The 26,772-nt window shown below is 65.6% G+C and carries 29 protein-coding genes; 14 read left to right on the forward strand and 15 right to left on the reverse strand.

Features of this window, described 5'->3' with window-relative positions; all coding sequences use genetic code 11:
• Window positions 1-34: 34 nt before the first annotated feature.
• Entirely contained in the window at window positions 35-385 is a 351-nt protein-coding gene (locus ACLBV5_RS06605) for a DMT family protein (protein ID WP_303684488.1), read from the forward strand.
• 7 nt (window positions 386-392) lie between these two features.
• Here the strand turns inward: ACLBV5_RS06605 and ACLBV5_RS06610 are convergent, their stop codons facing one another.
• Complete coding sequence (locus tag ACLBV5_RS06610; RefSeq protein ID WP_253122341.1) at window positions 393-830, reverse strand: HIT family protein; 438 nt, start codon at window positions 828-830, stop codon at window positions 393-395.
• 113 nt (window positions 831-943) lie between these two features.
• Between ACLBV5_RS06610 and ACLBV5_RS06615 the strand changes: the two genes are divergently transcribed.
• The gene (locus tag ACLBV5_RS06615; RefSeq protein WP_025977594.1) at window positions 944-1,300 is read left to right on the forward strand and encodes a phage holin family protein; all 357 of its coding nucleotides are present in this window, start codon (window positions 944-946) and stop codon (window positions 1,298-1,300) included.
• A 101-nt stretch (window positions 1,301-1,401) separates the two neighbouring features.
• Here the strand turns inward: ACLBV5_RS06615 and ACLBV5_RS06620 are convergent, their stop codons facing one another.
• Window positions 1,402-2,805 (reverse strand): D-alanyl-D-alanine carboxypeptidase, encoded by a 1,404-nt coding sequence (locus tag ACLBV5_RS06620; RefSeq protein ID WP_134581329.1) that lies wholly within the window; start codon window positions 2,803-2,805, stop codon window positions 1,402-1,404.
• Window positions 2,806-3,075: 270 nt separating this feature from the next.
• Between ACLBV5_RS06620 and ACLBV5_RS06625 the strand changes: the two genes are divergently transcribed.
• The 3 genes from ACLBV5_RS06625 to clpA all read left to right on the forward strand — a co-directional run bounded on the left by ACLBV5_RS06625 (window position 3,076) and on the right by clpA (window position 6,362).
• Window positions 3,076-3,546 carry a phasin family protein gene (locus ACLBV5_RS06625; RefSeq protein WP_278069353.1) on the forward strand — a complete coding sequence of 157 codons (471 nt, stop codon included), beginning with the start codon at window positions 3,076-3,078 and terminating at the stop codon, window positions 3,544-3,546.
• A gap of 170 nt (window positions 3,547-3,716) precedes the next feature.
• Window positions 3,717-4,046, forward strand: a complete 330-nt coding sequence (gene clpS, locus ACLBV5_RS06630; protein ID WP_003164443.1) for an ATP-dependent Clp protease adapter ClpS — start codon at window positions 3,717-3,719, stop codon at window positions 4,044-4,046.
• Between the two features lie 12 nt (window positions 4,047-4,058).
• Window positions 4,059-6,362, forward strand: coding sequence for an ATP-dependent Clp protease ATP-binding subunit ClpA (gene clpA / locus ACLBV5_RS06635; RefSeq protein WP_134581328.1), 2,304 nt, complete (start codon window positions 4,059-4,061; stop codon window positions 6,360-6,362).
• Between the two features lie 207 nt (window positions 6,363-6,569).
• Here the strand turns inward: clpA and ACLBV5_RS06640 are convergent, their stop codons facing one another.
• From ACLBV5_RS06640 to ACLBV5_RS06655, 4 genes are all read right to left on the reverse strand, one after another.
• The gene (locus ACLBV5_RS06640) at window positions 6,570-6,875 is read right to left on the reverse strand and encodes a CsbD family protein (RefSeq protein WP_178826095.1); all 306 of its coding nucleotides are present in this window, start codon (window positions 6,873-6,875) and stop codon (window positions 6,570-6,572) included.
• A gap of 87 nt (window positions 6,876-6,962) precedes the next feature.
• Complete coding sequence (locus tag ACLBV5_RS06645) at window positions 6,963-8,108, reverse strand: GNAT family N-acetyltransferase (protein ID WP_447605174.1); 1,146 nt, start codon at window positions 8,106-8,108, stop codon at window positions 6,963-6,965.
• On the reverse strand, window positions 8,105-8,563 hold the full coding sequence (locus ACLBV5_RS06650; protein WP_025977588.1) for a RidA family protein: 459 nt from the start codon (window positions 8,561-8,563) through the stop codon (window positions 8,105-8,107). Before ACLBV5_RS06650 ends, ACLBV5_RS06645 begins: the two co-directional genes overlap by 4 nt.
• Before the next feature lie 54 nt (window positions 8,564-8,617).
• On the reverse strand, window positions 8,618-9,892 hold the full coding sequence (locus ACLBV5_RS06655; RefSeq protein ID WP_447605175.1) for a DNA polymerase IV: 1,275 nt from the start codon (window positions 9,890-9,892) through the stop codon (window positions 8,618-8,620).
• A gap of 123 nt (window positions 9,893-10,015) precedes the next feature.
• Between ACLBV5_RS06655 and ACLBV5_RS06660 the strand changes: the two genes are divergently transcribed.
• Together ACLBV5_RS06660 and ACLBV5_RS06665 are read left to right on the forward strand one after the other, a co-directional pair.
• Window positions 10,016-10,381, forward strand: coding sequence for a response regulator (locus ACLBV5_RS06660; protein WP_003167338.1), 366 nt, complete (start codon window positions 10,016-10,018; stop codon window positions 10,379-10,381).
• Between the two features lie 3 nt (window positions 10,382-10,384).
• Window positions 10,385-11,746 carry a PleD family two-component system response regulator gene (locus ACLBV5_RS06665; RefSeq protein ID WP_447605176.1) on the forward strand — a complete coding sequence of 454 codons (1,362 nt, stop codon included), beginning with the start codon at window positions 10,385-10,387 and terminating at the stop codon, window positions 11,744-11,746.
• Between the two features lie 93 nt (window positions 11,747-11,839).
• On the opposite strand, the gene rpmG is transcribed toward ACLBV5_RS06665, so the two are convergent.
• On the reverse strand, window positions 11,840-12,007 hold the full coding sequence (gene rpmG / locus ACLBV5_RS06670) for a 50S ribosomal protein L33 (protein ID WP_003164451.1): 168 nt from the start codon (window positions 12,005-12,007) through the stop codon (window positions 11,840-11,842).
• A 127-nt stretch (window positions 12,008-12,134) separates the two neighbouring features.
• Between rpmG and ACLBV5_RS06675 the strand changes: the two genes are divergently transcribed.
• Entirely contained in the window at window positions 12,135-12,749 is a 615-nt protein-coding gene (locus ACLBV5_RS06675) for a hypothetical protein (protein ID WP_278069349.1), read from the forward strand.
• 18 nt (window positions 12,750-12,767) lie between these two features.
• On the opposite strand, the gene ACLBV5_RS06680 is transcribed toward ACLBV5_RS06675, so the two are convergent.
• A complete protein-coding gene (locus tag ACLBV5_RS06680; protein WP_025977584.1) occupies window positions 12,768-13,475 on the reverse strand; it encodes an NUDIX hydrolase in 708 nt (235 codons plus the stop codon).
• 169 nt (window positions 13,476-13,644) lie between these two features.
• Window positions 13,645-15,960 carry a ribonuclease R gene (gene rnr / locus ACLBV5_RS06685; protein ID WP_447605177.1) on the reverse strand — a complete coding sequence of 772 codons (2,316 nt, stop codon included), beginning with the start codon at window positions 15,958-15,960 and terminating at the stop codon, window positions 13,645-13,647.
• Window positions 15,961-16,071: 111 nt separating this feature from the next.
• Between rnr and ACLBV5_RS06690 the strand changes: the two genes are divergently transcribed.
• The 3 genes from ACLBV5_RS06690 to ACLBV5_RS06700 are packed head-to-tail and all read left to right on the forward strand — an operon-like array spanning window position 16,072 to window position 19,940.
• Window positions 16,072-17,475, forward strand: coding sequence for a pyridoxal-phosphate dependent enzyme (locus tag ACLBV5_RS06690; protein WP_253122366.1), 1,404 nt, complete (start codon window positions 16,072-16,074; stop codon window positions 17,473-17,475).
• Window positions 17,476-17,479: 4 nt separating this feature from the next.
• Entirely contained in the window at window positions 17,480-18,658 is a 1,179-nt protein-coding gene (locus ACLBV5_RS06695) for a trans-sulfuration enzyme family protein (protein ID WP_447605178.1), read from the forward strand.
• A gap of 55 nt (window positions 18,659-18,713) precedes the next feature.
• Window positions 18,714-19,940, forward strand: coding sequence for a mechanosensitive ion channel family protein (locus ACLBV5_RS06700; RefSeq protein ID WP_392354072.1), 1,227 nt, complete (start codon window positions 18,714-18,716; stop codon window positions 19,938-19,940).
• A gap of 84 nt (window positions 19,941-20,024) precedes the next feature.
• Here the strand turns inward: ACLBV5_RS06700 and ACLBV5_RS06705 are convergent, their stop codons facing one another.
• The 5 genes from ACLBV5_RS06705 to ACLBV5_RS06725 all read right to left on the reverse strand — a co-directional run bounded on the left by ACLBV5_RS06705 (window position 20,025) and on the right by ACLBV5_RS06725 (window position 23,309).
• Window positions 20,025-20,237, reverse strand: coding sequence for a cold-shock protein (locus ACLBV5_RS06705; protein WP_003164457.1), 213 nt, complete (start codon window positions 20,235-20,237; stop codon window positions 20,025-20,027).
• Window positions 20,238-20,405: 168 nt separating this feature from the next.
• Window positions 20,406-20,612, reverse strand: coding sequence for a hypothetical protein (locus ACLBV5_RS06710; protein ID WP_025977579.1), 207 nt, complete (start codon window positions 20,610-20,612; stop codon window positions 20,406-20,408).
• 63 nt (window positions 20,613-20,675) lie between these two features.
• Window positions 20,676-21,368 (reverse strand): TorF family putative porin, encoded by a 693-nt coding sequence (locus tag ACLBV5_RS06715; protein WP_253122372.1) that lies wholly within the window; start codon window positions 21,366-21,368, stop codon window positions 20,676-20,678.
• A 35-nt stretch (window positions 21,369-21,403) separates the two neighbouring features.
• On the reverse strand, window positions 21,404-22,330 hold the full coding sequence (locus ACLBV5_RS06720; protein ID WP_447605179.1) for an NAD(P)H-dependent flavin oxidoreductase: 927 nt from the start codon (window positions 22,328-22,330) through the stop codon (window positions 21,404-21,406).
• A 274-nt stretch (window positions 22,331-22,604) separates the two neighbouring features.
• On the reverse strand, window positions 22,605-23,309 hold the full coding sequence (locus ACLBV5_RS06725) for a TonB family protein (RefSeq protein WP_447605180.1): 705 nt from the start codon (window positions 23,307-23,309) through the stop codon (window positions 22,605-22,607).
• 202 nt (window positions 23,310-23,511) lie between these two features.
• On the opposite strand from ACLBV5_RS06725, the gene queF reads away from it, so the two are divergent.
• Entirely contained in the window at window positions 23,512-23,973 is a 462-nt protein-coding gene (queF, locus tag ACLBV5_RS06730; RefSeq protein WP_025977575.1) for a preQ(1) synthase, read from the forward strand.
• Window positions 23,974-24,053: 80 nt separating this feature from the next.
• Window positions 24,054-24,821 carry a DUF5131 family protein gene (locus ACLBV5_RS06735; RefSeq protein ID WP_447605181.1) on the forward strand — a complete coding sequence of 256 codons (768 nt, stop codon included), beginning with the start codon at window positions 24,054-24,056 and terminating at the stop codon, window positions 24,819-24,821.
• Here the strand turns inward: ACLBV5_RS06735 and tcmP are convergent.
• Window positions 24,761-25,678, reverse strand: a complete 918-nt coding sequence (gene tcmP / locus ACLBV5_RS06740) for a three-Cys-motif partner protein TcmP (RefSeq protein WP_447605182.1) — start codon at window positions 25,676-25,678, stop codon at window positions 24,761-24,763. The genes ACLBV5_RS06735 and tcmP overlap by 61 nt on opposite strands.
• 103 nt (window positions 25,679-25,781) lie before the next feature.
• Between tcmP and ACLBV5_RS06745 the strand changes: the two genes are divergently transcribed.
• Window positions 25,782-26,639 carry a DUF817 domain-containing protein gene (locus ACLBV5_RS06745; RefSeq protein ID WP_447605183.1) on the forward strand — a complete coding sequence of 286 codons (858 nt, stop codon included), beginning with the start codon at window positions 25,782-25,784 and terminating at the stop codon, window positions 26,637-26,639.
• Window positions 26,640-26,772 lie beyond the last annotated feature (133 nt).

The following is a 26,772-nucleotide window of genomic DNA, read 5'->3' on the forward strand; positions in this document are numbered from 1 at the left end:
GGCGGAATCTCTTTGACGCAAGCACACTGATGGAATGCCCACGCTGCCCTATCTCGCGCCCATCGTCATGCTGGCCCTGTCGAACGTCTTCATGACCTTCGCCTGGTACGGCCATCTGAAATTCGGGGCCAAGCCGTTGTGGATCGTGGTCCTGATCAGCTGGGGCATCGCCTTCTTCGAATACTGGCTGGCCGTGCCCGCCAACCGCATCGGCCATCAGGTCTATTCGGCGGCCGAGTTGAAGACCATGCAGGAGGTGATCACCCTGCTGGTCTTCGCGATCTTCTCGGTGCTCTATCTGGGCGAGAAGCTGACGGTGAATCACCTGATCGGCTTCGCCATGATCGCCGGCGGGGCCTTCTTCATCTTCAAAGGGCCGCTGTAGGAGACGCTCAGTCGAGCGCGGCGGCGATCTTCTCGGCCAGAGTTTTCAGCTCTTCGGCGTCGGCCATCGGGGCGTGGCCATGGCCTTTCATCGGGCGGTCGGACCAGCGCGGCACGATGTGGAAATGCAGGTGGAACACTGTCTGGCCGCCTGCGTCGCCGTTGAACTGCATCAGGCTGAGGCCTTCGGGCTTCAGCGCCTTCTCGACCGCGCGGGCGGTGCGCTGCACGGCGGCCGTCAGCTTGGCCAGCGCCTCGGGTTCGATCTCCAGGATGTTGCGGGCGGTCGAGGTCTTGGACACGATCAGGACGTGGCCCTCGGACTGGGGGAACACGTCCATGAAGGCCAGGACGTCGTCGTCCTCCCACACCTTCACGCTGGGCATGTCGCCGCGCAGGATCTTGGCGAAGATGTTGTCCGGGTCGTAGGCGCCGTGAAGGCTCATGGAGGTCTCCTTCGGGATAGGACGCCCAGCCTAGCAGGCGATCCGGCCCGACGCACGGAGCGGAACGCCGCGATATGCGCTTATATGGTCAAGGTTCAACCGACGGAGGCGTCATGCTGGGTTTCATCGTTCAGGCCGTGGTCACGGCGATCGGCCTGTGGGCTTCGGCCAAGCTGGTGCCGGGAGTAGAGTTCACCTCGACCGGCTCGCTGGTCGCGGCGGCGATCATTCTGGGCCTGGTCAACGCCTTCGTGCGGCCGTTGATGGTGATCCTGACTTTGCCGCTGACCATCGTCACCTTCGGCCTGTTTCTGCTGGTGGTGAACGCGGCCATGATCGGGCTGACGGCCATGTTCCTGGGCGGCTTTGTCGTCGACGGTCTGTGGGCGGGGATCGGGGCGGCGATCGTCACCGGCGTCGTCAGCTGGATCGCCGGCGCCCTGTTCGGCGGCATGGCTGATCGGGCCTGACGATCTATCCTGAAGGCCGCCGTCCCGGCCCCCGCGACAGGATCCGACCGGCCTCGTCCACGCTCATTCAGGACAAGGCCGGGGCGCCCGGAAGCGCCGCCTTAGCTGGGACGCACCACCATGCAGGTGACGCGGCGTTCCGACAGAGCCTCGCACGCCGCCTCGGCCGCCTGCTGGGTCATGCCGGTGAAGCGCGAGCGATACCAACCGTTGGCTGTCTGCACGTCACGTTGGGCGTTCGAGAATTGGCCGGAGAAGCGGCGGCTGATGTTGTTCAGCCAGTCGCGGGCCACGGCTTCTTCGCGGAAGGCGCCGACCTGGACGGTCCAGCGACCGGCCGGAGCAGGGGCGGCGGCCCGCGCGGGGGTGTTGCGGGTCGCACGGGCAGGGGCCGCCGACGTCGCAGCCGATCCGCCGTTCAGCGCGGCGGTGAGGTTTTCGGGCGGGCGGTTCTCGGCGCGGCGGGCCGACGGCGGCGGCGTCACCTCGGTCGGCAGGCTGCGCGGCGGCGGACCGGAGACATAGGCCACTTCGGTCGAGCCGCTGACGCCTTCGCCGTCCTCGTCGGATAGGGAGGCGTAGGCGACCGTGGCGGCAGGCTCGCTGCTGATCCCATAGCCGCGCTGTTCGAAGAAGGCCTGAGCCAGTTGGATGGTCTCGCCCTGACTGCGGCGACGTTGGACCTCGAACCCGGTGTCCATCAGCTCAGCAACGTGAGCGTTGCGGCTGGCGGTCGAGCGCCCGCCCATGACGATGGTGATCAGCCGCTTGCCGTCGCGCACGGAAGACGCCGCCAGATTATAGCCCGAGGCGTTGGTGAAGCCGGTCTTGATGCCGTCATAGCCGCGCCCGGTGGCCAGCAGGCCATTGGTGTTGCGGTAGTCGCGGCCCTTGTAGAACCAGTCGTGCAGGCCGAGGTAGCGATAGTATTGCGGATAGTCGCGCATCACCGCGCGGCTGAGGATCGACAGGTCGCGCGCCGTGGTCGCCTGGCGCGTGTCGGGCAGTCCGTTGGCGGTGGTGAAGCGGGTGTGCTCCATCCCCAGCTCGCGCGCCTTCTCCGTCATCATCTGGGTGAAGCGGCCCTCGGAGCCGCCAATGTGTTCGGCGATCACCACGGCCATGTCGTTGGCGCTGCGGACGGCGGTGGCGCGCATGGCGTCGTCGAGACTGATCGTCTGGCCAGCCGCCAGGCCCAGCTTGGACGGCGGCTGAGAGGCCGCCCGGGGCGAGACGGTCAGGTTGTCGTCCAGCTTGACCTTGCCCGACTCCAGCGCCTCGAACGCCAGATACAGGGTCATGACCTTGGTGATGGAGGCGGGATATCGGCGGGCGTCGGCAAAGCGTGAGAACATCACCTCGCCCGAGGCGGCGTCCACCACAATGGCCGCGTATCGGCTGTCCGAGGACTGGGCTTCCGGAGGAGCGACGCCGACCGTCGGCGTCAGGACGATGCCCCCCAGGACCAGGGCGGCCAGGAAGCGACGGCGGAAGAGGGCGTTCATGGGCAAGCTACTAGCCTCGTCACTGTGGCGCGAAGACGGCTGCGATCACGCACGTTACAAACGCTAACATCGGCTCGCCCGGTTTCGAGAGGGTTAACGGCGCGTCAACAGACTTGTGATCGCTCCTGCGAAGTCGGCAGGAAGGTTATCAATGATAATATTGTGCAGTGCACAAATTTCACTTGAAGTCTCTTCGCAAGTGCACCATATCGCCGTTGTCGCGATGGGCTCCGCCTGTCGCAAGAAACCTTTCGCTTCAGGAGACTCCCCATGGCTGACGCCGCTGAGACCGTGAAGAAGACCGTCGAACAAACGACCGCCAAGGCCAAGGCCCAGGCTGAATCCATCCAGGCCGCCGGCGCCCAGGCGTTCCGGGAAGGCGTGGACAAGTCCGTCGCCTCGCTGAGCGAGCTGAATGCGCACGGCAAGAAGAACCTGGAAGCCGTGGTCGAATCCGCCGCCGCCGCCCAGAAGGGCGCCGAGGCCCTGTCGCAACAGGCCGTGGCCTACGGCAAGAAGTCCTGGGAAGACGGCGTCGCCGCCGCCCAGTCCTTCTCGCAGGCCCGTTCGATGCAGGAACTGTTCGAACTGCAGACCAACTGGGCCAAGTCGGCCGCCGAGGCCTATCTGGCCGAGTTCGGCAAGGCGACCGAGACCATGACCGCCTCGGTCAAGGACAGCTTCAAGCCGATCAACGAGCGCGTTTCGGCCGCTGTCGAGCAGTTCCAGGGCGCCCGCTAAGCCGCGCCTCCGTAACTCAGACTTTCGGAAAGGCCCCGGTGGAAACGCCGGGGCTTTTTCACGTTTAGCTATCAACTGGGCGTGCGTGAGCGTCTGCAGGCTGGACGCCTCTACAAATCAGGCCATCATTCCCTATCTGATCCTCGACACTCCCCGATTACGGACCACGAATGCCTAACAGACGGCCAGGTGAACAAGGCGGAGGCGCAGGCGCCGCCGTCGTCACCGAGACAAAGCCGAAACTTCAGCGCCCCTCGCTTTATCGGGTGCTGATCCTGAATGACGACTACACCCCCATGGAGTTCGTCATCTACGTGCTGGAGCGGTTCTTCCAGAAGAGCCGCGAGGACGCGACCCGCATCATGCTGCACGTGCACCAGCATGGCGTCGGGGTCTGCGGCGTCTTCACCTACGAAGTGGCCGAAACCAAGGTCGCCCAGGTGGTCGAGACGGCGCGGCGCCACCAGCACCCCCTGCAATGCACGATGGAAAAGGACTGAGAGGAACCTGCCATGCCTTCGTTTTCCCGTCCTCTCGAAGAGACCCTGCACCGCGCGGTCCACTACGCCAACGAGCGCCGGCACGAATACGCCACGCTTGAACATCTGCTGCTGGCCCTGATCGACGATCCGGACGCCTCGGCCGTGATGACGGCCTGCAACGTCGATCTGGGCGCGCTGAAGGCTGCGCTCGGCTCCTATGTCGACACGGACCTGGCCGCCCTGGCCACGGCCGATGGCGACGACGCCAAGCCGACGGCGGGCTTCCAGCGCGTGATCCAGCGCGCGGTCATCCATGTGCAGTCGTCCGGCCGCGAGGAAGTGACCGGCGCCAACGTCCTGGTCGCCATCTTCTCCGAACGCGAAAGCCACGCCGCCTATTTCCTGCAGGAGCAGGACATGACGCGCTACGACGCGGTCAACTTCATCGCTCACGGCATCGCCAAGAAGGCCGGGGCCAACGAGGCCCGATCGGTGCGCGGCGCCAGTCCTGAAGAGGCCGAGGACGGCTCGGTCGTCAAACAGGGCGGCGAGGCGCTGGAGGCCTATTGCGTCGACCTGAACGAGAAGGCCAAGAGCGGCAAGATCGACCCGCTGATCGGGCGTCAGGCCGAGGTCGAGCGCTCGATTCAGATTCTGTGCCGCCGCACCAAGAACAACCCGCTGCTGGTCGGCGACCCCGGCGTCGGCAAGACCGCCATCGCCGAGGGTCTGGCGCGCAAGATCGTCAACGGCGAGGTGCCGGAAGTCCTGAAGGACGCGACGATCTACAGCCTCGACATGGGCTCGCTGCTGGCGGGCACCCGCTATCGCGGCGACTTCGAGGAGCGGCTGAAGCAGGTCGTCAAGGAGCTGGAGAGCCACGACAACGCGGTCCTGTTCATCGACGAGATCCACACGGTGATCGGCGCGGGCGCGACCTCGGGCGGGGCTATGGATGCGTCGAACCTGCTGAAGCCTGCCCTGGCGTCCGGCAGCCTGCGCTGCATGGGGTCGACCACCTACAAGGAATATCGCCAGCACTTCGAGAAGGACCGCGCCCTGGTGCGCCGCTTCCAGAAGATCGACGTCAATGAGCCGACGATCGAGGACACGGTGAAGATCCTCAAGGGCCTGAAGACGACCTATGAGACGCACCACAAGCTGCGTTTCACCGACTCGGCCATTCGCACGGCGGTCGATCTGTCGGCGCGCTACATCACCGACCGCAAGCTGCCGGACAAGGCCATCGACGTGATCGACGAGGCGGGGGCGTCGCAGATGCTGCTGCCGGAATCGAAGCGCAAGAAGGTCATCGGCCAGAAGGAGGTCGAGGCCGTCATCGCCAAGATGGCCCGCATCCCGGCCAAGTCGGTGTCGAAGTCGGACACGGAATCCCTGCGTGAGCTGGAGACCGATCTGAAGCGCGCCGTCTTCGGTCAGGAACAGGCCATCGATCAGGTCTCGTCGGCGATGAAGCTGGCGCGGGCGGGTCTGCGCGATCCGAACAAGCCCATCGGCGCCTTCCTGTTCAGCGGCCCGACCGGCGTCGGCAAGACCGAGGTGGCCAAGCAACTGGCCGCCACCCTCGGCATCGAGATGCAGCGCTTCGACATGAGCGAATACATGGAGCGCCACACGGTCAGCCGCCTGATCGGCGCGCCTCCAGGCTATGTCGGCCATGATCAGGGCGGCCTGCTGACTGACGCCGTGGACCAGCATCCGCACTCCGTCGTGCTGCTGGACGAGATCGAGAAGGCGCACCCCGACGTCTACAACATCCTGCTGCAGGTGATGGACAACGGGACGCTGACCGACGCGGTGGGCAAGAAGGTCGATTTCAGGAACGTCATCCTGATCATGACGACCAACGCGGGCGCCGCCGACAACGCGCGCGCGGCCATCGGCTTCGGCCGGGGCAAGGTCGAGGGCGAGGACGAAAAGGCCATCCAGCGCCTGTTCGCCCCTGAGTTCCGCAACCGTCTGGACGCCATCGTGGCCTTCAAGCCGCTGGGCGCCGAGACGATCCGCTCGGTGGTCACCAAGTTCGTGCTGCAGCTGGAAGCCCAGCTGGCGGACCGCAACATCACCATCGAACTGACCGACGAGGCGGCCGACTGGCTGGCCAAGAACGGCTTCGACGAACTGTATGGCGCGCGTCCGCTGGCCCGTGTCATTCAGGAGCACATCAAGAAGCCGCTGGCCGACGACATCCTGTTCGGCCGCCTGACCCGCGGCGGCCACGTCAAGGTCGAGCTGAAGGACGGCAAGATCGCCTTCGACATCACCCCGGCCAAGGGCGCGGCGGTGAAGGAAGCGGAAGAAGAAACGGCCTGATTTCGATCAGGCGCAAAGCGAAAGGCCCGGGCATAACGCCTGGGCCTTTTTTTATATCCTTCTCCCTTTGAGGGAGAACGCGGCCCGTCCGGGCCTGGATGACGGGTCTCGCGACGCAAAAAGGGGTTGCGAGACTTGGATGCCTCGCAACCCCTCATCCGTCTCGCTTCGCCAGCCGCCTTCTCCCGCAAGAGGAGAGGGCTTTGTTTAACGGCGACGGCCCAGAGCGCCCAAGAGCATCGCCGCGCCGGCGATGATGCCGGTGGTCAGCAGGGGTTTGCGGCGGGCGAAGTCCAGACCCTTGCGGGCCGGGTCGCGCAGGTCGACGGGGGCCTTGTCGACCATGCCGTCGAGGCCGTCGATGACACGGCCATAGGCGTCGAGCGCCTTGCCCTTGACTTCGTTCAGCTTGCCTTCGACTTGGAGCTTGCTGTCGCCGGTCAGGCGGCCGAGGCCGTTCTGGGCCTTGCCTTGCAGTTCGGTCGCGACGCCTTCGATACGTTGATCGGTCATGGTGATTCCTGATGTGAGGAGAATACTCACAGGGAAAGCGTATTGCGACGCAGCAAGTTCCGTAGAAATTCGCGATGCGACGCCCTGTCAGCGGGCGCGATAGGGCGACAGATCCGCCGTCATCGCGTCCATCTCGGCCTCGACCGCCGGGCGCTCGTTGTCGAGGTAGCGGGCGACAGGATCGCGCAGCGCCGGATCGGCGATGAAATGGGCCGAATAGACCGGCGAGGGCAGGTAGCCGCGCGCGATCTTGTGCTCTCCTTGCGCCCCCGCCTCGACCCGCGACAGGCCGCGCGCGATGGCGAAGTCGATGGCCTGATAATAGCAAAGCTCGAAATGGAGGAACGGCCGGTCGACCAGCGTCCCCCACTGGCGGCCGTATAGGGCGTCCCGTCCGATGAAGTTCAGCGCCCCCGCCACGGGCATCTCGTCTTCGAACGCCATCACCAGGGCGATGCGGTCAGCCATGGCGGCGCCGACGCGGGCGAAGAAGTCGCGCGTCAGATAGGGCCGCCCCCACTTTCGGTCTCCGGTGTCCATGTAGAAGGCGAAGAAGGCCTCCCAATGCGCCTGCGTGATCTGGGCGCCCGTCAGGACGCGAATGTGGAGGCCCGCTTGCGCCTCACGCCGCTCGCGCCGGATGGTCTTGCGCCGGTTGGAAGACAGGGCGGCCAGGAAGTCGTCGAAGCTCTGATAGCCGTCGTTGCGCCAGATGAACTGGATGTCGCGGCGCGGCAGCAGGCCCGCTTCGGCCATGGCGCGCCATTCGGCCTCTAGGGGAAAGTTGACGTGCAGCGACGACACGCCCAGCCGCTGCGTCAGGGTCAGCGCGCCTTGCAGCAGGGCTTCGCGCACCACGACGGCGTCCGTCCCCGGCGCATTCAGAAACCGCGGCCCCGTCGCGGGGGTGAAGGGCACAGCCCCCAGCAGCTTGGGATAGTAGCGCCCGCCTGCGCGCTGATAGGCGTCGGCCCAGCTGTGGTCGAAGACGTACTCGCCCTGGCTATGACCCTTCAGATAAAGGGGCATGACGCCGATCACGGCCCCGTCTTCATCGTGCAGGGACAGGTGGCGCGCCGCCCAGCCTTCAGACGGGACGGCGCTGCCGGACGCCTCGCAGGCGTCGAGGAAGTCGTAGGAGACGAAGGGATCGCCGGTCGGGGCCGCGCAGGCGTCCCACACGTCCCGGCCTATGGCGGCGATCCCGTCGTGAACCTGAAGGGTGAAGTTCACTTCACCTCGATGACGGCGTCCACTTCGACGGCGAAGCCGAGCGGCAGCTTGTAGACGCCGACGGCCGAGCGCGAGTGCTTGCCCGCGTCGCCGAAGACCTGGACCATCAGGTCCGAGCAGCCGTTGATGACCGCGGGGATGGCCTCGAAGTCCGGCCCGGCCTGGACGAAGCCGCCCAGCTTGACGATGCGGACCACGCGATCCAGGTCGCCGTCGACGGCGGCGTTGATCTGGGCCAGCAGGTTGACGCCGCACAGGCGGGCGGCCTCGGCGGCCTGCTCCGGGGTCACGTCCACGCCGACGGTGCCCTTGATGCCGCCATTGGCGTCGTTCGACAGCTGGCCCGAGATGAAGATCTGCTCGCCCGAGCGGACGTAGGAGACATAGCTGGCGACCGGCTTGGCGGGCTCGGGCAGGGTGATGCCGAGTTCAGCAATGCGGGCGTGAATGCTCATGGGGCGACTCCGTATGAAAGGGTGCAGGGGGTTTAGCGCGGCGCGGCGGCCGCGTCATCCGGGGCGTTCGTTGGGACGTTTCAGCGCGCGCCCGGCGACGACGGCGCCCGCCCCGAACTTGTCGCGTAGGGCGTCGATGGCGGTCTCGGTCTTCAGGGCGCGGGTCTCGGCCGTGGCGAACAGGCTGGCTGGCGCGTCGTGGGCGTCGGCGATGTCGGCCATGCCGATGCCGATCAGCCTGTAGGGCACGCCGATTTCGGGTTTCAGCAGGTCTCGCCCGGCGGCGAACAGGGCCCGCGCCGTCTGCACGGGCTCAGCCAGGGTGATGCGGCGGGTGACGATCTTGAAGTCCGTCTTGCGCAGCTTCAGCACCAGCACGCGGCTGGCCACGCCGTCTCGGCGGGCCTTGGAGGCCAGCTTCTCGCACAGGGGCCACAGTTCGGCCTCCAGCGCTTCGGCGGTGATCAGGTCTTCGTTGAAGGTGGTCTCGGCGCTCATGCCGCGGCGGTCGTGGTCGGGGTTCACCGGGCGGCTGTCGCGGGCGTGGCTGAGATCGTGCAGCCGCAGGCCCGTCTCGCCATACCGCCGGGCCAGATCCTTCACCTCGGCGGCGGCCAGATCGCCGATGGTGGCGAAGCCGTCGGAGCGCAGGGTGCGGCCGAACACTGGCCCGACGCCGGGCAGGGTGGTCACAGGGCGCGGCGCAAGCAGACCCTGCGCTTCCGCCGCGCCGATGACGGAAAAGCCGCGTGGCTTGTCCAGTTCAGACGCGATCTTGGCCAGGAAGCGGTTGGGCGCCAGGCCGATGGAAACGCTCAGCCCCGTCTCATCCTCGATCCATTTCTGCAGGCGCGCCAATTGGAAGGCGGGCGGCCCGCCGTTCAGCCGCTCGGTGCCCTTCAGATCGATCCACGCCTCGTCCAGCGACAGGGTCTGAACCAGCGGCGTCAGGCGCTGCACGGCGCCGAAGATGCGCGCGCTCTCCGCCTTGTATTTGGCGAAGTCCGGCTTGATGACCACGGCGTCGGGACAGGCCTTCAGCGCCTTGAACATCGGCATGGCCGAGCCGACACCGTACAGCCGCGCCACATAGCACGCGGTGGAGACGACGCCGCGCTTGCCGCCGCCGACGATCACGGGCTTGTCGCGCAGTTCGGGTCGGTCGCGCTTTTCGACCGAGGCGTAGAAGGCGTCGCAGTCCAGGTGGGCGATGTGCAGATCGCTCAGTTCATCGTGGGCGATCACCCGGCGCGACGCGCACGACGGGCACCGCGCGACCTTGCGGTCGCCGGTCCACAGGCAGTCGCGACAAAGGGCCGTTATGGCCAAACCCGAACTCCGTTTCCTCAGCTTCACGTCAACTTAAGACTGACGCGCCGACAGTGCACCCAAGAAGGCCTAACAGCCCGACGCGAAAGCGAATGAACCAGAGGCGCAACAGCCGGGTGGCGGATGTCCAAGAAGATCCTCATCGTCGAGGATAACGAGCTGAACATGAAGCTATTTCATGATCTGCTCGATTCTCAGGGGTACGAAGTGCTGCAGACCCGCGAAGGGCTGCAGGCGCTGGCGATTGCGCGCGAGCATCGCCCTGATCTGATCCTGATGGATATCCAGCTGCCGGAGATTTCGGGGCTCGAAGTGACCAAATGGCTCAAGGACGATGAAGAGCTGAACCATATACCCGTCATCGCCGTTACAGCCTTCGCCATGAAGGGTGATGAAGAACGAATTCGTCAGGGGGGGTGCGAGGCCTACATCTCCAAGCCGATTTCGGTCATCTCCTTCCTGGAAACGGTGCGGAAGCACCTGGGGTAGGGGATGAGTGCGCGAATTCTCGTGGTCGACGACGTAGAGGCGAACGTCCGTCTGCTCGAAGCCAAGCTGACTCTTGAATACTATGACGTCCTGACCTGCGGCGACGGGACCTCGTGCCTGCGCATCGCCCAGGACGAACAGCCCGACCTGATCCTGCTGGACGTCATGATGCCCGGCATGGACGGGTTCGAGACCTGCCGCCGCCTCAAGGCCGCCGAGGAGACGCGTCATATCCCGGTGGTGCTGGTGACGGCCCTGGACGGGCGTCATGACCGCATCCGGGGACTGGAAGCAGGCGCTGACGACTTCCTGTCCAAGCCGCTGGACGACGTGATCCTGATGGCGCGGGTCAAGAGCCTGACGCGTCTGAAAATGGTCATGGATGAACTGCGTGAGCGCGAGGAAAGCAGCCGCCGCCTGGGCATGGACGCAGGCGGCGTCGGCCATCTGAAGGGCTCGGGCGGCCGGGTTCTGGTCGTCGACGACAATGAGCTTCAGGCCGAGATGATCGCGCGCGAGCTGTCGATCGAGCACCGTCCGATGATTGCGGACACGCTAGCCGACGGTCTGGATGCGGCGCGCGGATCGGTCGATCTGGTGATCGTCAATGTGTCGTCCGAAGGGTTCGACGGCCTTCGACTGATTGCTCAGCTGCGGTCCAAGGAGGCGATGCGCCGCATCCCCATCCTGGCGCTGATCGACACCCATGACCGGCCGCGTCTGCTGAAGGCGCTGGATCTGGGCGCGCACGACATCCTCGCCCGCCCCGTCGACCCCGAAGAGATGTCGGCCAGAGTGCGCACTCAGGTGAAGCGCAAGCGGTACGGCGACTTCCTGCGCGATAAGCTGGATTACAGCCTGGAATTGGCGCTCACCGACCCCCTGACGGGTCTGCACAATCGCCGCTACATGACCGGCCAGCTTCAGGCTCTTGTCGCCCGCGCCGCGCGGGGCGGGGACCCGGTGGCGGTGCTGGTGCTGGACATCGACCACTTCAAGGCTGTGAACGACACCTTCGGGCATGACGTGGGCGACGAGGTGCTGCGCGAGTTTTCGGTGCGGCTGGCGACCAATGTGCGCGCGGTCGATCTGCCCTGTCGGTTCGGCGGCGAGGAGTTCGTGGTGGTCATGCCGGGCACGACGCTGGAAGACGCACATCGCATCGCCGAACGTATTCGCCGCGACGTGGCGGCGGCCCCCTTCCGTATCAGCGGCGGGGATGTGCTTGGCGTGACCGTCTCGGTCGGCGTGGCGGCCAGTCTGGGCGTGGACGACACGCCCGAGGCGCTGCTCAAACGGGCCGATGAGGGCGTCTATGAGGCGAAAGCTCAGGGGCGCGACCGCGTCGTAGCTCGGGCCGCCTGACGCAGCCTCGCCCTAACAAACGACCAAAGAAAAACGCCCGGTCGTGCGACCGGGCGTTTCGATTCTTGCAGATTCAAGCGGAGGGCGAAGCCCTTACTTGATCTTGCCTTCCTTGAACTCGACGTGCTTGCGGACGACCGGGTCGTACTTCTTGACGACCATCTTCTCGGTCATCGTACGGGCGTTCTTCTTGGTGACGTAGAAGAAGCCGGTGTCGGCGGTGGAGTTCAGGCGGATCTTGATGGAAGCCGGTTTGGCCATCGGAATTAACCTCTGCGACGGCGAAAGCCGCTTGAAATAAGAGGCGCGGAACATACTCAGGACAGGCTCAAAGTCAACGGCTTCGATGTCGCGTTGAGCCTGGCCATACAGACGCTAGTGTTTCGCCATGAAAAAGCCCTGCTTCAAGCCCGCCCCCGCCCTTTCCGCCGCCGTTCTCGCCGCTGGTCTGGCCCTTTCCGCCTGCTCGTCCGAGCCCGCCGCTCCGGCGGCTGCGACTGCTGAGGCCCCGGCGTCGGCGCAGGACGCCTTCTTCGCCAATCTGACCGCCCTGTGCGGCCAGCGATTCGAGGGCAAGGTCGTCACCAACGAGGCCGCCGATTCCGATTTCGCCGGCAAGCGCCTGCTGATGCACGTGCGCGACTGCTCGGCGGACGAGATCCGTATCCCCTTCTGGGTCGGCGAAGACCGCTCGCGCACCTGGGTGGTGACCCGCACCGATTCGGGCCTGCGCCTGAAGCACGATCACCGCCAGCCGGACGGCAAGACCGATCCGCTGCACTGGTACGGCGGCGACACGGCGAACGAAGGGACGGCCGAGCGTCAGGAGTTCCCGGTCGATCAGGAATCCATCGACCTGTTCAACGCCAACGACGCCTCGGTCTCGACGACCAACGTCTGGGCGATGGAGGTCCATCCCGACAAGACCTTCACCTATGAGCTGCGCCGGCCGAACCGTCACTTCCAGGTCGATTTCGACCTGACCAAGCCGGTCGCCGAATAAGGCCTTGAGGCCGCCGCGTCAGTCCTGATGGTCGATGACGTGGCGGCCGCGCGCCATATGCACGAAGGGCAGGGGGCGCTGAGGCGTCTCCAGCCGCTCGGCCACCTCGCTGAGCACGAAGCGGGTAATGGCGGGCAGGTCCAGCCCTTGCGCCTCGTCCAACGCAATCCAGGCGATCTCGTCCAGTTCGCCTGAGCCTTCGATGCGGTCCGGGTCGCGCAGGGCCTCGACCGGCGCCATGAAGAAGCGGGCGTCGAAGCGGCGCGATCGGCCCGGCGGCGTGATGGCCCGCGCCACATAGGACAGCACCGACAGATCGGGCAGGGCGCCGGCCTGGCGATACTCCCGCCACGGCCCGGCGACCGAGGCCGCCGGCGCGGGGCGCCCCAGGATCAGCCCCGTCTCTTCAAACGTCTCGCGTACGGCGGCCAGGGCCAGGGCGCGGGCGCGCCGGGCGGGCATCTCCGCCTCCAGCCGGCGTGCAGCGTCATGCGATAGGGGGCCGGCGTCCGCTGCGGTGAAATCCGCCCGCTCGATGCGCCCGCCCGGAAACACCCATTTCGACGCCATGAAGACATGGCCCGGCGCGCGGCGGCCCATCAGCACTTCGGGCCGTTTTGCCCCGCGCGTCAGGATCAGGGTGGCGGCGTCCTTAGGGCGTTGGGCGCCGCCGGTGCGGGGCGCGTCGGCCAGGTCTTGGGCCGCGTCGAAGGGGAGAGGTTTCATGGATGTCCTTCTCCCCTCGGGGGAGAAGGTGGCTCGCGCAGCGAGACGGATGAGGGGGACGCTGGCTGCGTCGTCACCATCAGTCGTTTTGCTTGCGGATAGAGCCCCCTCATCCGACCTGCTTCGCAGGCCACCTTCTCCCCCGAGGGGAGAAGGGACATGAGATTATTCAACGCCGCTTGCCCTTTCTGACGCCCTTCAGGCCGCCGGAGGGCTTGGCGCCGTTGCGGGGTTTGGGCCCGCCGGGGCGGCCTTTCCCACGCTTGGGCGGGCCGTCGCCGCCTCTTCCGCGCATGCCATAGCGCGGCGCCGGGGCGTTGGGGTCGCGCGGGTCCGGTTCGGACAGCATTTCCAGCACCAGACCGCCGGTGACGGGCGTGGCTTCCATCAGCCGCACTTCGACGCGGCGCCCCAGCGGGAAGCGCTTGCCGCTGCGCTCGCCGACCAGGGCGTGGGCGCGGTCGTCATGGGTGAAGTATTCGTCGCCTAGCGTCGAGACCGGGACCAGCCCGTCGGCGCCCGTCTCGTCCAGCCGGATGAATAGGCCGAAGCGGGTCACACCGGTGATCCGTCCGCTGAAGGTCGCGCCGACGTGCTCTTCAAGGAAGGCGGCGATGTAGCGGTCCATCGCATCGCGCTCGGCCGCCATCGAGCGGCGCTCGGTCTCGGTGACGTGCTCGGCGATGCCGCCCAGTTCGGCGATTTCCCGGTCCGTCAGGCCGTCCGACCCCAGCTTCAGCCCCCGGATCAGGCCGCGATGGACGATCAGGTCGGAATAGCGCCGGATCGGCGAGGTGAAGTGGGCGTAGCGGTCCAGGTGCAGGCCGAAGTGGCCGACGTTCTCAGGGCTGTAGATGGCCTGCATCTGGGTGCGCAGGACGACTTCGTTGACCACCTCGGCGTGTGGGGTGTCGCGGGTTTCCTCCAGCAGCTTGTTGAAGCGCTTGGTGTTCGGCGCCTCGCCCTTGTTCCAGGGTTTTCCAATGGTGTGCAGGAAGTCGGCCAGGTTGAAGATCTTTTCCTGACTGGGCGTGTCGTGGACGCGATAGATCAGCGGCGTGTGCGTTTTCTCCAGCGTCTCGGCGGCGCAGACGTTGGCCTGGATCATCATCTCTTCGATCAGGCGGTGGGCTTCCAGCGACTTGCGCGGCTCGATGCCGGCGATGCCGCCGTCGGGCGACATGATGATGCGGCGCTCCGGGCTTTCGATGGCCAGGGGGCTGCGGCGCTCGCGGCCCTTCAGCGTGGTGCGATAGGCGTTCCACAGCGGATAGAGGATGGCCTCCATGATTGGCCCGGTGGCGTCGTCCAACAGGCCGTCGATGGCGGATTGCGCCTGTTCGTAGGACAGCTTGGCGTGGCTGCGCATCAGCCCGCGCGTGAACTTGTGCCCGGTCTTGCGGCCGTCCTTGTCGAAGACCATGCGCACGGCCATGCAGGCGCGGTTCTCGCCCTGCTTCAGGCTGCACAGGCCGTTGGACAGGACCTCGGGCAGCATCGGCTCGACCCGGTCAGGGAAGTAGGTCGAGTTGCCCTTGGCCCGCGCCTCGCGGTCCAGCGCTGTGTTCGGGCGCACATAGGCGGCGACGTCGGCGATGGCGACCCAGACGATCCAGCCGCCTGCATTGGCCGGGTCTTCGTCGCGCTCGGCATAGACGGCGTCGTCATGGTCGCGCGCATCGGCGGGGTCGATGGTGATGAAGGGGACGTGACGCAGGTCCTCGCGCCCCTTCAGCGTCGGCACGTCCTGATCCTCGGCCTCGCGCTCCACGGCTTCAGAGAAGCCGGTCGGCACGCCGTGGGCGTGGATGGCGATGATGGAGGCGGCGCGCGGGTCGTCCTCGCGACCGATGTTCTCAAGGATCTTGCCGCGTTTGGGGCCGTAGCGATGCTCGCCCTTTTCGATGGCGGCCAGCACCAGATCGCCGTCGCGCAGGTCCGCCGCCTGGGCGGCCGGCACAAGCAGAACATCCTTGGAGCGTTTGTCGACCGGCTCGACCCGCGTCTCGCGCCCGCCCTTGCGGATGACGCCCAGAACCCGGTTTCCGCCGGTGTCCAGCCGTTTGACCAGACGCGCCTCCCAGCCGTCGACGCCCTGGCTGAACTTGACCAGCAGGCGGTCGCCCATGCCGGGCGCCGGGCCGCGCCCCTCGCGGTCGGGCATCAGGATCGCACGCGGCGCGTCCTCGCCGCCCTTGACCAGTTGAACGTAAAGCTCGCCGTCGGCGTCGCGATCCACCACGTCGGCGACGCCGACCGGGGGCAGGGCGCCGACCTCGGAAAAGCCCTTGCGGCCGCGTTTGCTGAGCCGGCCCTCGGCCTCCAGCTCCTTCAGCATTTCGCGCATCTGGCGCCGTTCGGCGCCCTTCAGGCCGAAGGCGCGCGCGATGTCGGCCTTTTCGGCTTCTCCGGCCTCACGCAGGAAGGCGATCAGGGATTCTTTGTCGGGCAGGCCCGCAGCGGGGCGTTTCGGAGTCTTGACCATTGCGCCCTTTCTAACGCGCTTCGCGCCGAAAGGGTGAAAACTTGCAGGAGTTGACCGCAGAGGGGCGGACGCCCAGCTTCACAAGTCACCCGTGCAACGGAGCCTGCTCTCATGTCGATGACCGACGCCCCTGTTCTCAGCCGTCCGGCCAAGTCCCTGCTGGACCTGATCGGCAAGACGCCGATGGTGGAGGTGACGCGGATCGACACCGGGCCATGCCGCCTGTTCCTGAAGCTGGAGAGCCAGAACCCCGGCGGCTCCATCAAGGACCGCATCGCCCTGTCGATGATCGAGGCCGCCGAGAAGGCGGGCTGGCTGAAGCCCGGCGGCACCATCGTCGAGGCCACGGCGGGCAATACCGGCCTGGCCCTGACCCTGGTCGGCAAGCAGAAGGGCTACAAGGTTCTGCTGGTCATCCCCGACAAGATGTCGAAGGAGAAGATCCAGCACCTGCGAGCCATGGGCGCCGACGTGCGCCTGACTCGCTCGGACGTGCCGCATGGCCACCCCGAATACTACACCGACATGGCCGAGCGCCTGGCCCAGCAGATTCCGGGCGGCTATTTCGTCAACCAGTTCGCCAACGACGCCAACTCCGAGGCCCACTTCAGGACGACCGGCCCCGAGATCTTCGAGCAGATGGAAGGTCAGGTCGACGCCTTCGTCGCCGGTATCGGCTCGGGCGGCACCATCACGGGCATCGCCCGCTATCTGAAGGCGCAGGGCTCGGACGCCAAGATCATCCTGGCCGATCCGGTCGGCTCGGCGCTGGCGGGCCTGATCAACGAAGGCGTGCCGGGGCCGGACGGCAGCTATACCGTCGAAGGCATCGGTCAGAACTTCATGCCCGAGACGACCGATCCCGACCTGATCGACGTCGCCTATTCCATCCCCGACGCCGAGGCGATCGCCACGGTGCGCGAGCTGTTGCTGAAGGAAGGCATTCTGGCGGGGTCATCCTCGGGCACCCTGATCGCCACGGCCCTGCGCTGGTGCCGCGAGCAGACCGAGCCGAAGCGGGTCGTGACCTTCGTCTGCGACACCGGCGCCAAATATCTGTCCAAGGTCTATAACGACGCCTGGCTGGCCGATCAGGGGCTGGCCGAACGCGAACTGCACGGCGACCTGTCGGACCTGATCAACCGCAAATACGCCGCCGGCGACGTGGTGGTGATCGGGCCTGACGACACCTTGGACACGGCCTTCAAGCGGATGCGCGGCGACGGCCTGTCGCAACTGCCGGTCATTCAGGACGGTCGTCTGGTCGGCATTCTGGACGAGAGCGACATCGTCCACATCATGAACACCGACGACATCACCCGTCAGGAGCGTTTCGCCAAGCCGGTCGCCTCGGCCATGACGCGCGATCTGGACACGCTGCAGGTGACTGAGTCTCTGGACGCCTTGATCCCGGTCTTTGATCGAGACCGCGTCGCCATTGTGCTGGACGGCGAGGCCTTCGTCGGCCTGATCACCCGCACCGACCTGATCAACCACCTCAGCCTGAACCGGTAAACCCATGTCTGAACTGAAGAACCGCCAGGGCTTCTCGACCCGCGCCATCCATGCGGGCCAGCGGCCGGACCCGACGACGGGCGCGGTGATGACGCCGATCTACGCCACCTCGACCTATGCGCAGGAAAGCCCCGGCGTGAACAAGGGCTATGAATACGCCCGCGGCAAGAACCCGACGCGCGAGGCCTTCGAGGCCTGCATCGCCGATCTGGAAGGCGGGGTTCAGGCCTTTGGCTTCGGCTCGGGCATGGCGGCGACCTCGACGGCGCTGGAGCTGCTGGACGCCGGGTCGCACATCGTCACTGGCGATGACCTCTACGGCGGTTCGTGGCGGCTGTTCGAGCGGGTGCGGCGCCGGTCCATGGGGCTGGACTTCAGCTACATCGACCTGACCGACCTGGCGGCCGTCGAGGCGGCGATCACAGACAAGACGCGGATGCTGTGGGTCGAGACGCCGACCAATCCGCTGATGAAGCTGGCCGACATCGCGGCCCTGTCGAAAATCGCCAAAGCGCACCAACTGATCCTGGTGGTCGACAACACCTTCGCCACCCCGTGGAGCCAGCAGCCGCTGGCGCTCGGCGCCGATGTGGTCATGCACTCGGCGACCAAATATCTGAACGGCCACTCTGACATCGTCGCCGGGGTTCTGGTGGCCAAGGACGCCGAGATGGCGGCCCAGATCAAGTTCCTGCAGAACTCCATCGGCGGCGTCATGGGGCCGTTCGACGCCTTCCTGGCCAATCGGGGGCTGAAGACGCTGGGCCTGCGCATGAAGGCGCACAATGAGAACGCCCTGGCCGTGGCCCGCTGGCTGGAAGACCGGGCCGATCAGAAGAATGGCGGCGTCGCCAAGGTGCTCTACCCGGGCCTGATCAGCCACCCGCAGCACGAACTCGCCGCGCGCCAGATGAACGGCCGCTTCGGGGGCATGGTCACATTGCTGATCGACGGCGACCTGGAGCGCACCAAACGCGTGCTGGAACGGGTGCAGGTCTTCACCCTGGCGGAATCGCTGGGCGGCGTCGAAAGCCTGGTGAACCACCCGGCCATCATGACCCACGCCAGCGTGCCGAAAGAGGTGCGCGAGGCGGGCGGCGTCACTGACAACCTGATCCGCCTGTCGGTCGGGGTCGAGGACATCGACGACCTGATCGCCGATCTGGATCAGGCCATCGGCTGAGACTGATTGAGGCGCCGGGGTTCAAATCCCCGGCCAGCCTGCCTAGGCTGGGGACATGTTTAATTTTGACGCCATGCGCGAGCGCCTCGCGGAGTTCCCGACGGCGGAGATGCTGATCGGGCTCTGTCTTCTTGTCCTTGTCGCCCTTATTGCGGACTTTGTCGTCCGCCGAGTCCTGACCCGACTGATCCTGAAGGTCGTCGGGCGGGCGGCGCAGGATCTCGATGTCCTGCTGCAGCCGGTGGTGCGCAGCTTCACCCGCGTCGTTCCAGCCATCATCATCTACCGGGGCATCGGCGGCGTGCCCCATCTCTCGCCCGGCGTCGTCACCCTGGTCCAGAATGTGGCTGGGGCCTTTATGATCGTGGCGGTGGCTGTCGGCATCGGCGCCGCGCTGGACATGGCCAACGCCATCTACGCCCGCTCGCCACGCGCGCATCGACGCAGCATCAAGGGCTATCTTCAGGTCCTGAAGATCGTCATCTACGCCGTCGCCACCATCCTGGTGATCGCGGCGCTGATCGACCGCTCGCCGTTGCTGCTTCTGTCGGGTCTGGGGGCGCTGGCGGCGGTGCTGATGCTGGTGTTCAAGGACACGATCCTGTCGCTGGTGGCGTCGGTTCAGTTGAACTCCAACGACATGCTGCGCGTCGGCGACTGGATCGAGATGCCTCAGGTCAACGCCGACGGGGACGTCATCGACATCGCCCTGCATACGGTGAAGGTTCAGAACTGGGACAAGACCGTCACCACCATCCCCACATGGCGGATGATCAATGAGTCCTACAAGAACTGGCGCGGGATGCAGGAAAGCGGCGGGCGCCGGATCAAGCGCGCCCTGCTGATCGACCAGACCAGCGCGCGCTTCCTGACCGAGGCCGAGCGCGATCGGATGCGGCGCTTCCTCCTGATCGACGACTACTTGGCCGACAAGGCCGTCGAGATGGCCGACTGGAACGCCAAGCTGGTCGCGGCGGGGCGGGATCCCGTCAATATGCGCCGCTCGACCAACATCGGCGCGTTCCGGGCCTATGTGCAGAACTATCTGGAGAACCATCCCCGCATCCGCCAGGACATGACCCTGCTGGTGCGCCAGCTGCAGCCGACGGAGACGGGCCTGCCGCTGGAGATCTACGCCTTCACCGCCACGGTCGCCTGGGCCGAGTATGAGGCGATCCAGGGCGATATCTTCGATCACCTGCTGGCGATCCTGCCCGAATTCGGTCTGCGCCTGTTCCAGTCGCCCAGCGGCGCCGACTTCAGCCAGTTGAAACCCGCATAAGAAAAGCGCGCAGAGGGCGACCTCTGCGCGCTTCAATCCTTGTCGCCTACGCCCGTCGTTGCCGACGGGGAGGGGACGGCTGGATCAGCCTTCGGTCTTCAGTTGACCGGCCGATTCCTTGCCCGAGCGACGGTCGCGCTCGATTTCGTACGAAACCTTTTGGTTTTCGTCCAGGCCGCGCAGGCCGGCTTGCTCGACGGCCGAGATGTGGACGAAAACGTCCTTGCCGCCGTCATCCGGCTGGATGAAGCCGTAGCCCTTGGTGGAGTTGAACCATTTAACAGTGCCGGTAGCCATTTTCAGGACCTCCGCTAGAAGTTGGCCTCAGAGAACGTCCCTGATGGCCTGTCGGGTCTGTATGGATCGGCTTAGACCTCGGTGCGCGGGGCAGAAGGCAGAGCGTTACGCAGTGAGATCGACCCCGATAAAGTGGACCGTTCCTCGTCCTAATGCAAGGGGCGCGGTTCAGGGCTCGGCGGTTTCGGGGGGCGAGACCCAGTTCTCCTGACATAATTTACGCAGGGCCGAGGTGATGGTCGAGCCGTACAGGGCATCCTGGATCCGCTCATACCCCTCGGTCTTCAGGGCCTGTTTCACATCGCCTACCGTCCGGCAGGCGCCGCTTTGGGCCAGTTGGTACGCACGTTCCAAAGTCGTCGGTCGAAAAGTCATGGCGTCAGCCTAAGCCTTTTCGCGGCAAAGATGAAACCGGCGCCTGAAACGCGGCGCGGCCGGTCAGAAATAGACGCTGATTCCGGCCACCAGGGCGTCGGCGTATTGCTCGCCCGGAACCTTGGCGTTCGTGCCGTGCCAGCGCAGTTCGGCCTCCAGGTTGGACGTCAGGGCGTAGGTCGCGCCGATGTTGTAGCCGGTGTAGTCGACGCTCTCGTCCTGCTCGCGGCGGCCGATCTCGGCCGAGACGTTCAGCTTGTCGGTGAAGTCCCAGCCGCCGCGCAGGGCGACCCAGGTCCAGGCCTTCACCGAACCGGCGCCGTCGGGCGAGTGCTGCAGCCGCAGGCGGGCGCTGGCCGGGCCGATCGAGCGCTTCATGTCGGCCGTGAATTCCCAGGCGTTGGCGTCATAACCGGGGGCGGCGTCCACCCGCCACTTGTGCGCGGCGTTCAGGTCGAAGTCGAAGCCGGCCCACTGCGGACGCACGCCGCCGGTCAGCTCCAGTTCCAGCTCCGAGCCGCCGCTCTTGATCGTTTCGGCGGCGGGGCTGACGTAGAAGAGGCCGCTGTCGCTTTCCCATTCCGCGGCGCCCCAGACGAAGGGATCGCCGTCGGACTTGGAGGCGTCCTTGGAGCGGTTGTCGCTGGCGGCGCCCGCGCTGAAGCTCCAGCGGCCGGGCATGTCCTGGGCCTGGGCCGCCGAGGCCAGGATCAGGAGCGGGGCGGTCGCCAAAAGGGCGGTCGTCAGGATGCGCATGGTCGGCCTCGTCAGGGGAGTGTCGAGGCCGCTTCCTAGAGACGCTTCTTGTCGAATTTATCACAGGCCTGCGAAAACTCGTCCGTCAGCCGAGCGACAAGCTGGGCCGTGGTCGGCACGTCGTGGATGGCGCCCGAACCCTGACCGGCCGACCAGACGGTCTTCCACGCCTTGGCCTCTTCGCCCATGTCCAGCTTGTGCTCGGGCAGGGACTTGGGGTCGATGTTGTTCTCGACCAGCGACGGGGTCAGGAAGTTGGCCGGAATGCCCGAGACGGCGGGGGTGTAGGTGATGTCGGTCGAGCCCGCCTGGATGATCATCTCCTTGTAGTGGGGCTGGGCCGCGCTCTCGGTCGTGGCGATGAAGCGGGTGCCCATATAGGCGAAGTCGGCGCCCATCATCAGCGCCGCCGCCACGTCCTGGCCGGTCGAGATGGCGCCTGCCAGGATGATGGTCCCATTGTAGAAGCTGCGCACTTCGTTGATCAGGGCGAACGGGTTGACCACGCCCGCGTGTCCGCCCGCGCCATTGGCGACCAGGATCAGGCCGTCGACGCCGGCCTCGGCGGCCTTGCGCGCATGACGCACATTGGCGATGTCGTGGAAGACCACGCCGCCATAGCCGTGCACCGCATCCACCACGTCGCGCACGGCGCCCAGCGAGGTGATGATCAGCGGCACCTTCTCCTCGACCGAGACCATCATGTCGGCCATCAGGCGCGGATTGGTCGGGTGGACGATGTGGTTGACGCCGAAGGCGGCGGCGTCGGGCTTCAGGCGCGCCTTGATCTCGTGCAGCCACTCCCGATAGCCCTCTGTCGTGCGCTGGTTCAGCGAGGGGAAGGTGCCGATCACGCCCGCATTACAGGCCTCCACCACCAGATCCGGCCCCGACACCAGGAACATGGGCGAGGCGATCACCGGCAGCTTCAGGCCGGACTGCAGGGAAGCGGGAATGGCCACGGGTCGTCTCTCCTGAGTTGCTTTTGGCCACGCTAACCGGCTGTCGTCGGGGAAGGCAATGCGTTCCAGCGCCCTTCTCCCCTTGTGGGAGAAGGTGGCAGGCGGAGCCTGACGGATGAGGGGTGTGAGCGCCCTGGCGGCCGATGATCGCACGGGACAGGCGCAGGACAGCAAACCTCGCGCCGACACCCCTCATCCGAGCGCCTCCGGCGCCCACCTTCTCCCACAAGGGGAGAAGGAGAAAAAAGAGAGTCCAATTCGTCTGAAATTCGCATCAGTGGATGCTGAAGGGCACGGTGACGACGAAGGTCGATCCGACCTCTTCCGGCCGGATCGTGGCGGGGTCCAGCCGGCCGCGAAGGACGATTTTGACGGCCGCCTCGCCGAAGCCGCTGCCGCGAGGAACCTCGCCGATCACGACGCAGTTGGTCGGCTTGCCTGAGGGCGCCACTTCGCAACGGACGGCGGCGCCGCCGGAAAGGCCGCGATCGACCGCCCTTTGCGGATAGTCAGACGCCTTCGGCTGGGGCGGCGTCAGCCATCGGGATTCAATGTTGGCCAACGTCCGGGCCGGTTCCTGCGGGGGCGGCTCGGGGGCGAGATTGAACGGCACGCGGACGGCGAAACGGCTAGAGGCCGCGTCAGCGCCGTCATCGCTGACCACCACGCGCCCGCGCTGCACGATGCCCAGGGCGGCCGGACCGAAACCCATGCCCGGCGGCGTTTCGGAACGGACTTCGCAGTTGACGGGCCGGCCGTCCGGCGCGGCGTCGCAGGCGATCACGGCGGCGCCGCTGACGTCCGCCTGCAGGGCCGCTTCGGGGAAGTCATCGACCGAAGCCTGCGGCGGCACGCTCCAGCGCGGGGGCGCCAAGGCCTGATCGGCCTCCTGGGCCGAAGACGCCGGGGGCAGGGCGGCGACGCCTGATGCAATCACCAGCGCGCTCAAGGCGAAGCCAAGCTTGGTGGGCGAGATCATGGATGCTCCTGAAACAGGCCGCCGAAATGTCTCTGCGGAAAAAAAGAGAGTCCAATTCGTCTGAATCGTCTGAAATCGCCTCGTCCCCGCGCGGCCGGTCTCTCTCGGCCGGGGCGCAGTCTAGCACAGGTGAAACGGGGGGATGGCCGATTGCGGCGGGGGCGGCGTTTTCTTTGGCGGGGCGAAGGCCTAAATGGCGGGCATGACCCACTATACCGACAGCCTCAGCCAGCTCGGCGTCCAGACCGCCGCCCCGACGAACCCGCAAGAGGCGGTGCTGGAGCGCGTGCCCAATCCGCACGCCGACACGCTCTATGTGGCGCGCTTCACCGCGCCGGAGTTCACCAGCCTGTGCCCGGTGACGAACCAGCCCGACTTCGCCCACCTCGTCATCGACTATGTGCCCGGCGACTGGCTGGTCGAGAGCAAGAGCCTGAAGCTGTACCTGACCAGCTTCCGCAACCACGGCGCCTTCCACGAGGACTGCACCGTCGCCATCGGCAAGCGCCTGGCCGAGCTGCTGCAACCGAAATGGCTGCGCATCGGCGGCTATTGGTATCCGCGCGGCGGCATCCCCATCGACGTCTTCTGGCAGACGGGCGCGCCGCTGGAGGGCGTGTGGCTGCCGGATCAGGGCGTGGCGGGGTATCGCGGGCGGGGGTGAGGGGGCCACAAGGGCCGCTAAAGTTAGTAAAGGCCGCATTAACCAAAGTCGGCGAGTTTGTGACCGGGAGTTAATGCACCATGGCCGATACTACCATTGAATGGACGGACGCGACCTGGAACCCGGTCGCAGGGTGCACGATCATAACGCCCGGCTGCACCAACTGTTACGCTATGCGCATGGCGGCGCGCCTCGAAGCTATGGGAGTCGAGAAATATTCTGGCCTCACGCGAAAGAGTGGTGGCAGGTATGTATGGACTGGGCGGATCGCGCTGGATGAGTCAGCGCTGGGCGTTCCCGCTCGTTGGCGGAAGCCGCGCATGATCTTCGTAAATTCTATGTCCGATCTCTTCCATCCGGATGTCCCTCTAGAGTTCATTCGACGTGTCTGGATAGCGATGGCGGCGGCTCCACAGCATGTGTTTCAGGTCTTAACCAAGCGACCAGATCGCATGCGTGAAATATTGAATGAAGTAGCTCCCCAGCCGCTTACGCATGTTTGGCTGGGCACCACGGTCGAAGATAATGCTGTGGTCAGCCGATTGGATGAATTGCGCGCTACGCCGTCAGTCATTCGCTTTGTTTCTTTCGAGCCGCTGATTGGCTCGGTCAGGCGCGCGGAGCTTACAGATATTCAATGGGCTATCGTCGGAGGGGAGTCGGGCCCTCGTGCTAGACCGATGGAAGAAGCTTGGGTCGATGAGATTCGGGCCGCCTGCATCGCTACCGAAACGGCCTTTTTCTTCAAGCAGTGGGGTGGACGGAATAAGAAGGCCGCCGGCCGGACTTACCGTGGTCGGCTTTGGGACGAGATGCCCTTGTTGAGAACGGCACCTGCCAGCTTTTGAGCTAACCCGACGGCAGGACCGGATGCATTAGACATTGCGAAGAATAGTGAAAATTGGTGGACGCCCTTGCCGTCCATGTACAGACGCAGGGGGTTAGAGACCCATGGGAAGAGCCCTGCTAGTCTGCGCTTGACCCATTCTTCCACGGCGACTTCATCGGCGGTTCGCGCTGAATTCCGCGCGATTTCACCTACGTCCATGCCCGCGAACAGGCTGACTTGCTCTGGCCGAAGTTCGTACCAAGCGGAACGCCAATCTTCAGTGCCGAACATTCGCGTGAGCCGCCGATGCTTGTGGCTGTCGACCGCAGATAGAGATTTCGCTGCCTGACGTAGGATGCCATTGATGTTTACGAGATACCAAACATCGATTGCGTTGGTGCGCCGTATGGCCTCTAGCGTAGACCAGTCAACATTCAGGCCGTAGGGGTCGAGAAACATTACGGCTCTCTTGCCAGACCATCTTTCTCGGGCGAGAGCATCAGGAATTATGGCGTTGCAGTCGCCTCTGACGACTTCAACCAAGCGGCTCGGATACTCGGCAGCAAGGGCCTTCAGAGCTTCTACGTGGCCACGCTTTTGATCGATAAAAGTTAGGCGGTCGAAATGCGGACGAGCATCCAGTGCGATGCGGGCCGACCCGCGTCGATGCTCCTTATAGGCTGCTCGGTCGTCTTCAAAAATGGACCCTCGCACTTCTGCATGTTGCACGGTTCGATGCCCTGCTCCTGCGAAGGCGTCGATGTACCAAAGATGCTTGAACTTGGGCCTTAGTGCGGTTGTGTATGCGCTCAGATAATTTTCGATGACCTCTAGTTTGAGATCCGTCGAAGTGTTTCCGAAGATGTGGTCTGTCACAGGATCGCTCGCAACGCCGACTCAAGTCGCTTCGTCGCACACGGTTACACGTGGAAGCGCGGTTGTGTAGTGAGCTTAGCCGCGTGTGATATTGATGTTGCCCATGACCCCATCCTCCCGTCTACCGCTCGAAGCCTGGGGCCGGCGTCTGATGAAGCGCGCGGAGGCGTGGGCCGACCGATCGCGCCTGCGCCGTTACGCCTATGAGTTCCTGTGGTTCGGGCTGAAGCAGGGGTGGGCGTGTCTGTTCGGCGGGGCGATGCTGGCGCTGATCCTGGGGACGTTTCTGTTCTGGCCAGATCAGGCGCCGCTGGCGCGCTATGACTTCCTGGTGCTGGGGGCGCTGGGGATACAGGCGCTGATGCTGGCCTTCAGGCTGGAGAGCTGGGAGGAGGCGCGGGTCATCTTTCTGTTCCATGTCGCCGGGACGATCATGGAGCTGTTCAAGACCTATCACGGGTCGTGGATCTATCCGGAAGAGTCGGTGCTGAGGATCGGCGCCGTGCCGCTGTTCTCGGGCTTCATGTATGCGGCGGTGGGCAGCTACATCGCGCGGGTGCAGCGCATCTTCCATATCCGGGTGCGGAACTATCCGCCGCTGTGGACGACGTGGGTGCTGGCGGCGGCGATCTACGTCAACTTCTTTGCGCACCACTGGCTGCCGGACGTGCGGCTGGCGCTGTTCGCGGCGACGGGGCTGCTGTTCATGCGGGGGTGGTTCTACTTCACCGCCGACCGGACGCGGCGGTCGATGCCGCTGCTGCTGGGCTATGGGCTGGTGGCGCTGTTCATCTGGTTCGCGGAGAACCTGGGGACGTTCGCGCGGGCCTGGGTCTATCCGGGGCAGAGCGACGGGTGGGAGATGGTCAGCCTGAACAAGCTGGGGGCGTGGTTCCTGCTGATGATCATCTCGGTGGTGCTGGTGTCGATCGTGCACCGGCCGGAGGAGGAGCCGAGGTAGGAAGGCCTTCTCCCCTTGTGGGCGAAGGAGGGCGCCGGAGGCGCTCGGATGAGGGGGGGGCGGCGGGGCGTTTGCCGCCTGTGCTCGCCAGATGACGTAATCGGATGCCGGGGCGCTGACACCCCTCATCCGT

The organism is Brevundimonas sp. M1A4_2e, from assembly GCF_053345555.1.

Coding starts and splice junctions, on each gene's coding strand:
- ACLBV5_RS06650 (WP_025977588.1), bottom strand. CDS start 8,563: ATGAGCATTCACGCCCGCATTGCTGAACTCGGCATCACCCTGCCCGAG.
- rpmG (WP_003164451.1), bottom strand. CDS start 12,007: ATGGCCAAACCGGCTTCCATCAAGATCCGCCTGAACTCCACCGCCGAC.
- ACLBV5_RS06710 (WP_025977579.1), bottom strand. CDS start 20,612: ATGACTTTTCGACCGACGACTTTGGAACGTGCGTACCAACTGGCCCAA.
- ACLBV5_RS06700 (WP_392354072.1), top strand. CDS start 18,714: ATGTTTAATTTTGACGCCATGCGCGAGCGCCTCGCGGAGTTCCCGACG.
- ACLBV5_RS06620 (WP_134581329.1), bottom strand. CDS start 2,805: ATGAACGCCCTCTTCCGCCGTCGCTTCCTGGCCGCCCTGGTCCTGGGG.
- ACLBV5_RS06680 (WP_025977584.1), bottom strand. CDS start 13,475: ATGAAACCTCTCCCCTTCGACGCGGCCCAAGACCTGGCCGACGCGCCC.
- ACLBV5_RS06605 (WP_303684488.1), top strand. CDS start 35: ATGCCCACGCTGCCCTATCTCGCGCCCATCGTCATGCTGGCCCTGTCG.
- ACLBV5_RS06705 (WP_003164457.1), bottom strand. CDS start 20,237: ATGGCTACCGGCACTGTTAAATGGTTCAACTCCACCAAGGGCTACGGC.
- clpA (WP_134581328.1), top strand. CDS start 4,059: ATGCCTTCGTTTTCCCGTCCTCTCGAAGAGACCCTGCACCGCGCGGTC.
- queF (WP_025977575.1), top strand. CDS start 23,512: ATGACCCACTATACCGACAGCCTCAGCCAGCTCGGCGTCCAGACCGCC.
- ACLBV5_RS06725 (WP_447605180.1), bottom strand. CDS start 23,309: ATGATCTCGCCCACCAAGCTTGGCTTCGCCTTGAGCGCGCTGGTGATT.
- ACLBV5_RS06675 (WP_278069349.1), top strand. CDS start 12,135: ATGAAAAAGCCCTGCTTCAAGCCCGCCCCCGCCCTTTCCGCCGCCGTT.
- ACLBV5_RS06615 (WP_025977594.1), top strand. CDS start 944: ATGCTGGGTTTCATCGTTCAGGCCGTGGTCACGGCGATCGGCCTGTGG.
- ACLBV5_RS06625 (WP_278069353.1), top strand. CDS start 3,076: ATGGCTGACGCCGCTGAGACCGTGAAGAAGACCGTCGAACAAACGACC.
- ACLBV5_RS06665 (WP_447605176.1), top strand. CDS start 10,385: ATGAGTGCGCGAATTCTCGTGGTCGACGACGTAGAGGCGAACGTCCGT.
- ACLBV5_RS06690 (WP_253122366.1), top strand. CDS start 16,072: ATGTCGATGACCGACGCCCCTGTTCTCAGCCGTCCGGCCAAGTCCCTG.
- ACLBV5_RS06735 (WP_447605181.1), top strand. CDS start 24,054: ATGGCCGATACTACCATTGAATGGACGGACGCGACCTGGAACCCGGTC.
- clpS (WP_003164443.1), top strand. CDS start 3,717: ATGCCTAACAGACGGCCAGGTGAACAAGGCGGAGGCGCAGGCGCCGCC.
- ACLBV5_RS06660 (WP_003167338.1), top strand. CDS start 10,016: ATGTCCAAGAAGATCCTCATCGTCGAGGATAACGAGCTGAACATGAAG.
- ACLBV5_RS06640 (WP_178826095.1), bottom strand. CDS start 6,875: ATGACCGATCAACGTATCGAAGGCGTCGCGACCGAACTGCAAGGCAAG.
- ACLBV5_RS06715 (WP_253122372.1), bottom strand. CDS start 21,368: ATGCGCATCCTGACGACCGCCCTTTTGGCGACCGCCCCGCTCCTGATC.
- rnr (WP_447605177.1), bottom strand. CDS start 15,960: ATGGTCAAGACTCCGAAACGCCCCGCTGCGGGCCTGCCCGACAAAGAA.
- ACLBV5_RS06745 (WP_447605183.1), top strand. CDS start 25,782: ATGACCCCATCCTCCCGTCTACCGCTCGAAGCCTGGGGCCGGCGTCTG.
- ACLBV5_RS06695 (WP_447605178.1), top strand. CDS start 17,480: ATGTCTGAACTGAAGAACCGCCAGGGCTTCTCGACCCGCGCCATCCAT.
- ACLBV5_RS06610 (WP_253122341.1), bottom strand. CDS start 830: ATGAGCCTTCACGGCGCCTACGACCCGGACAACATCTTCGCCAAGATC.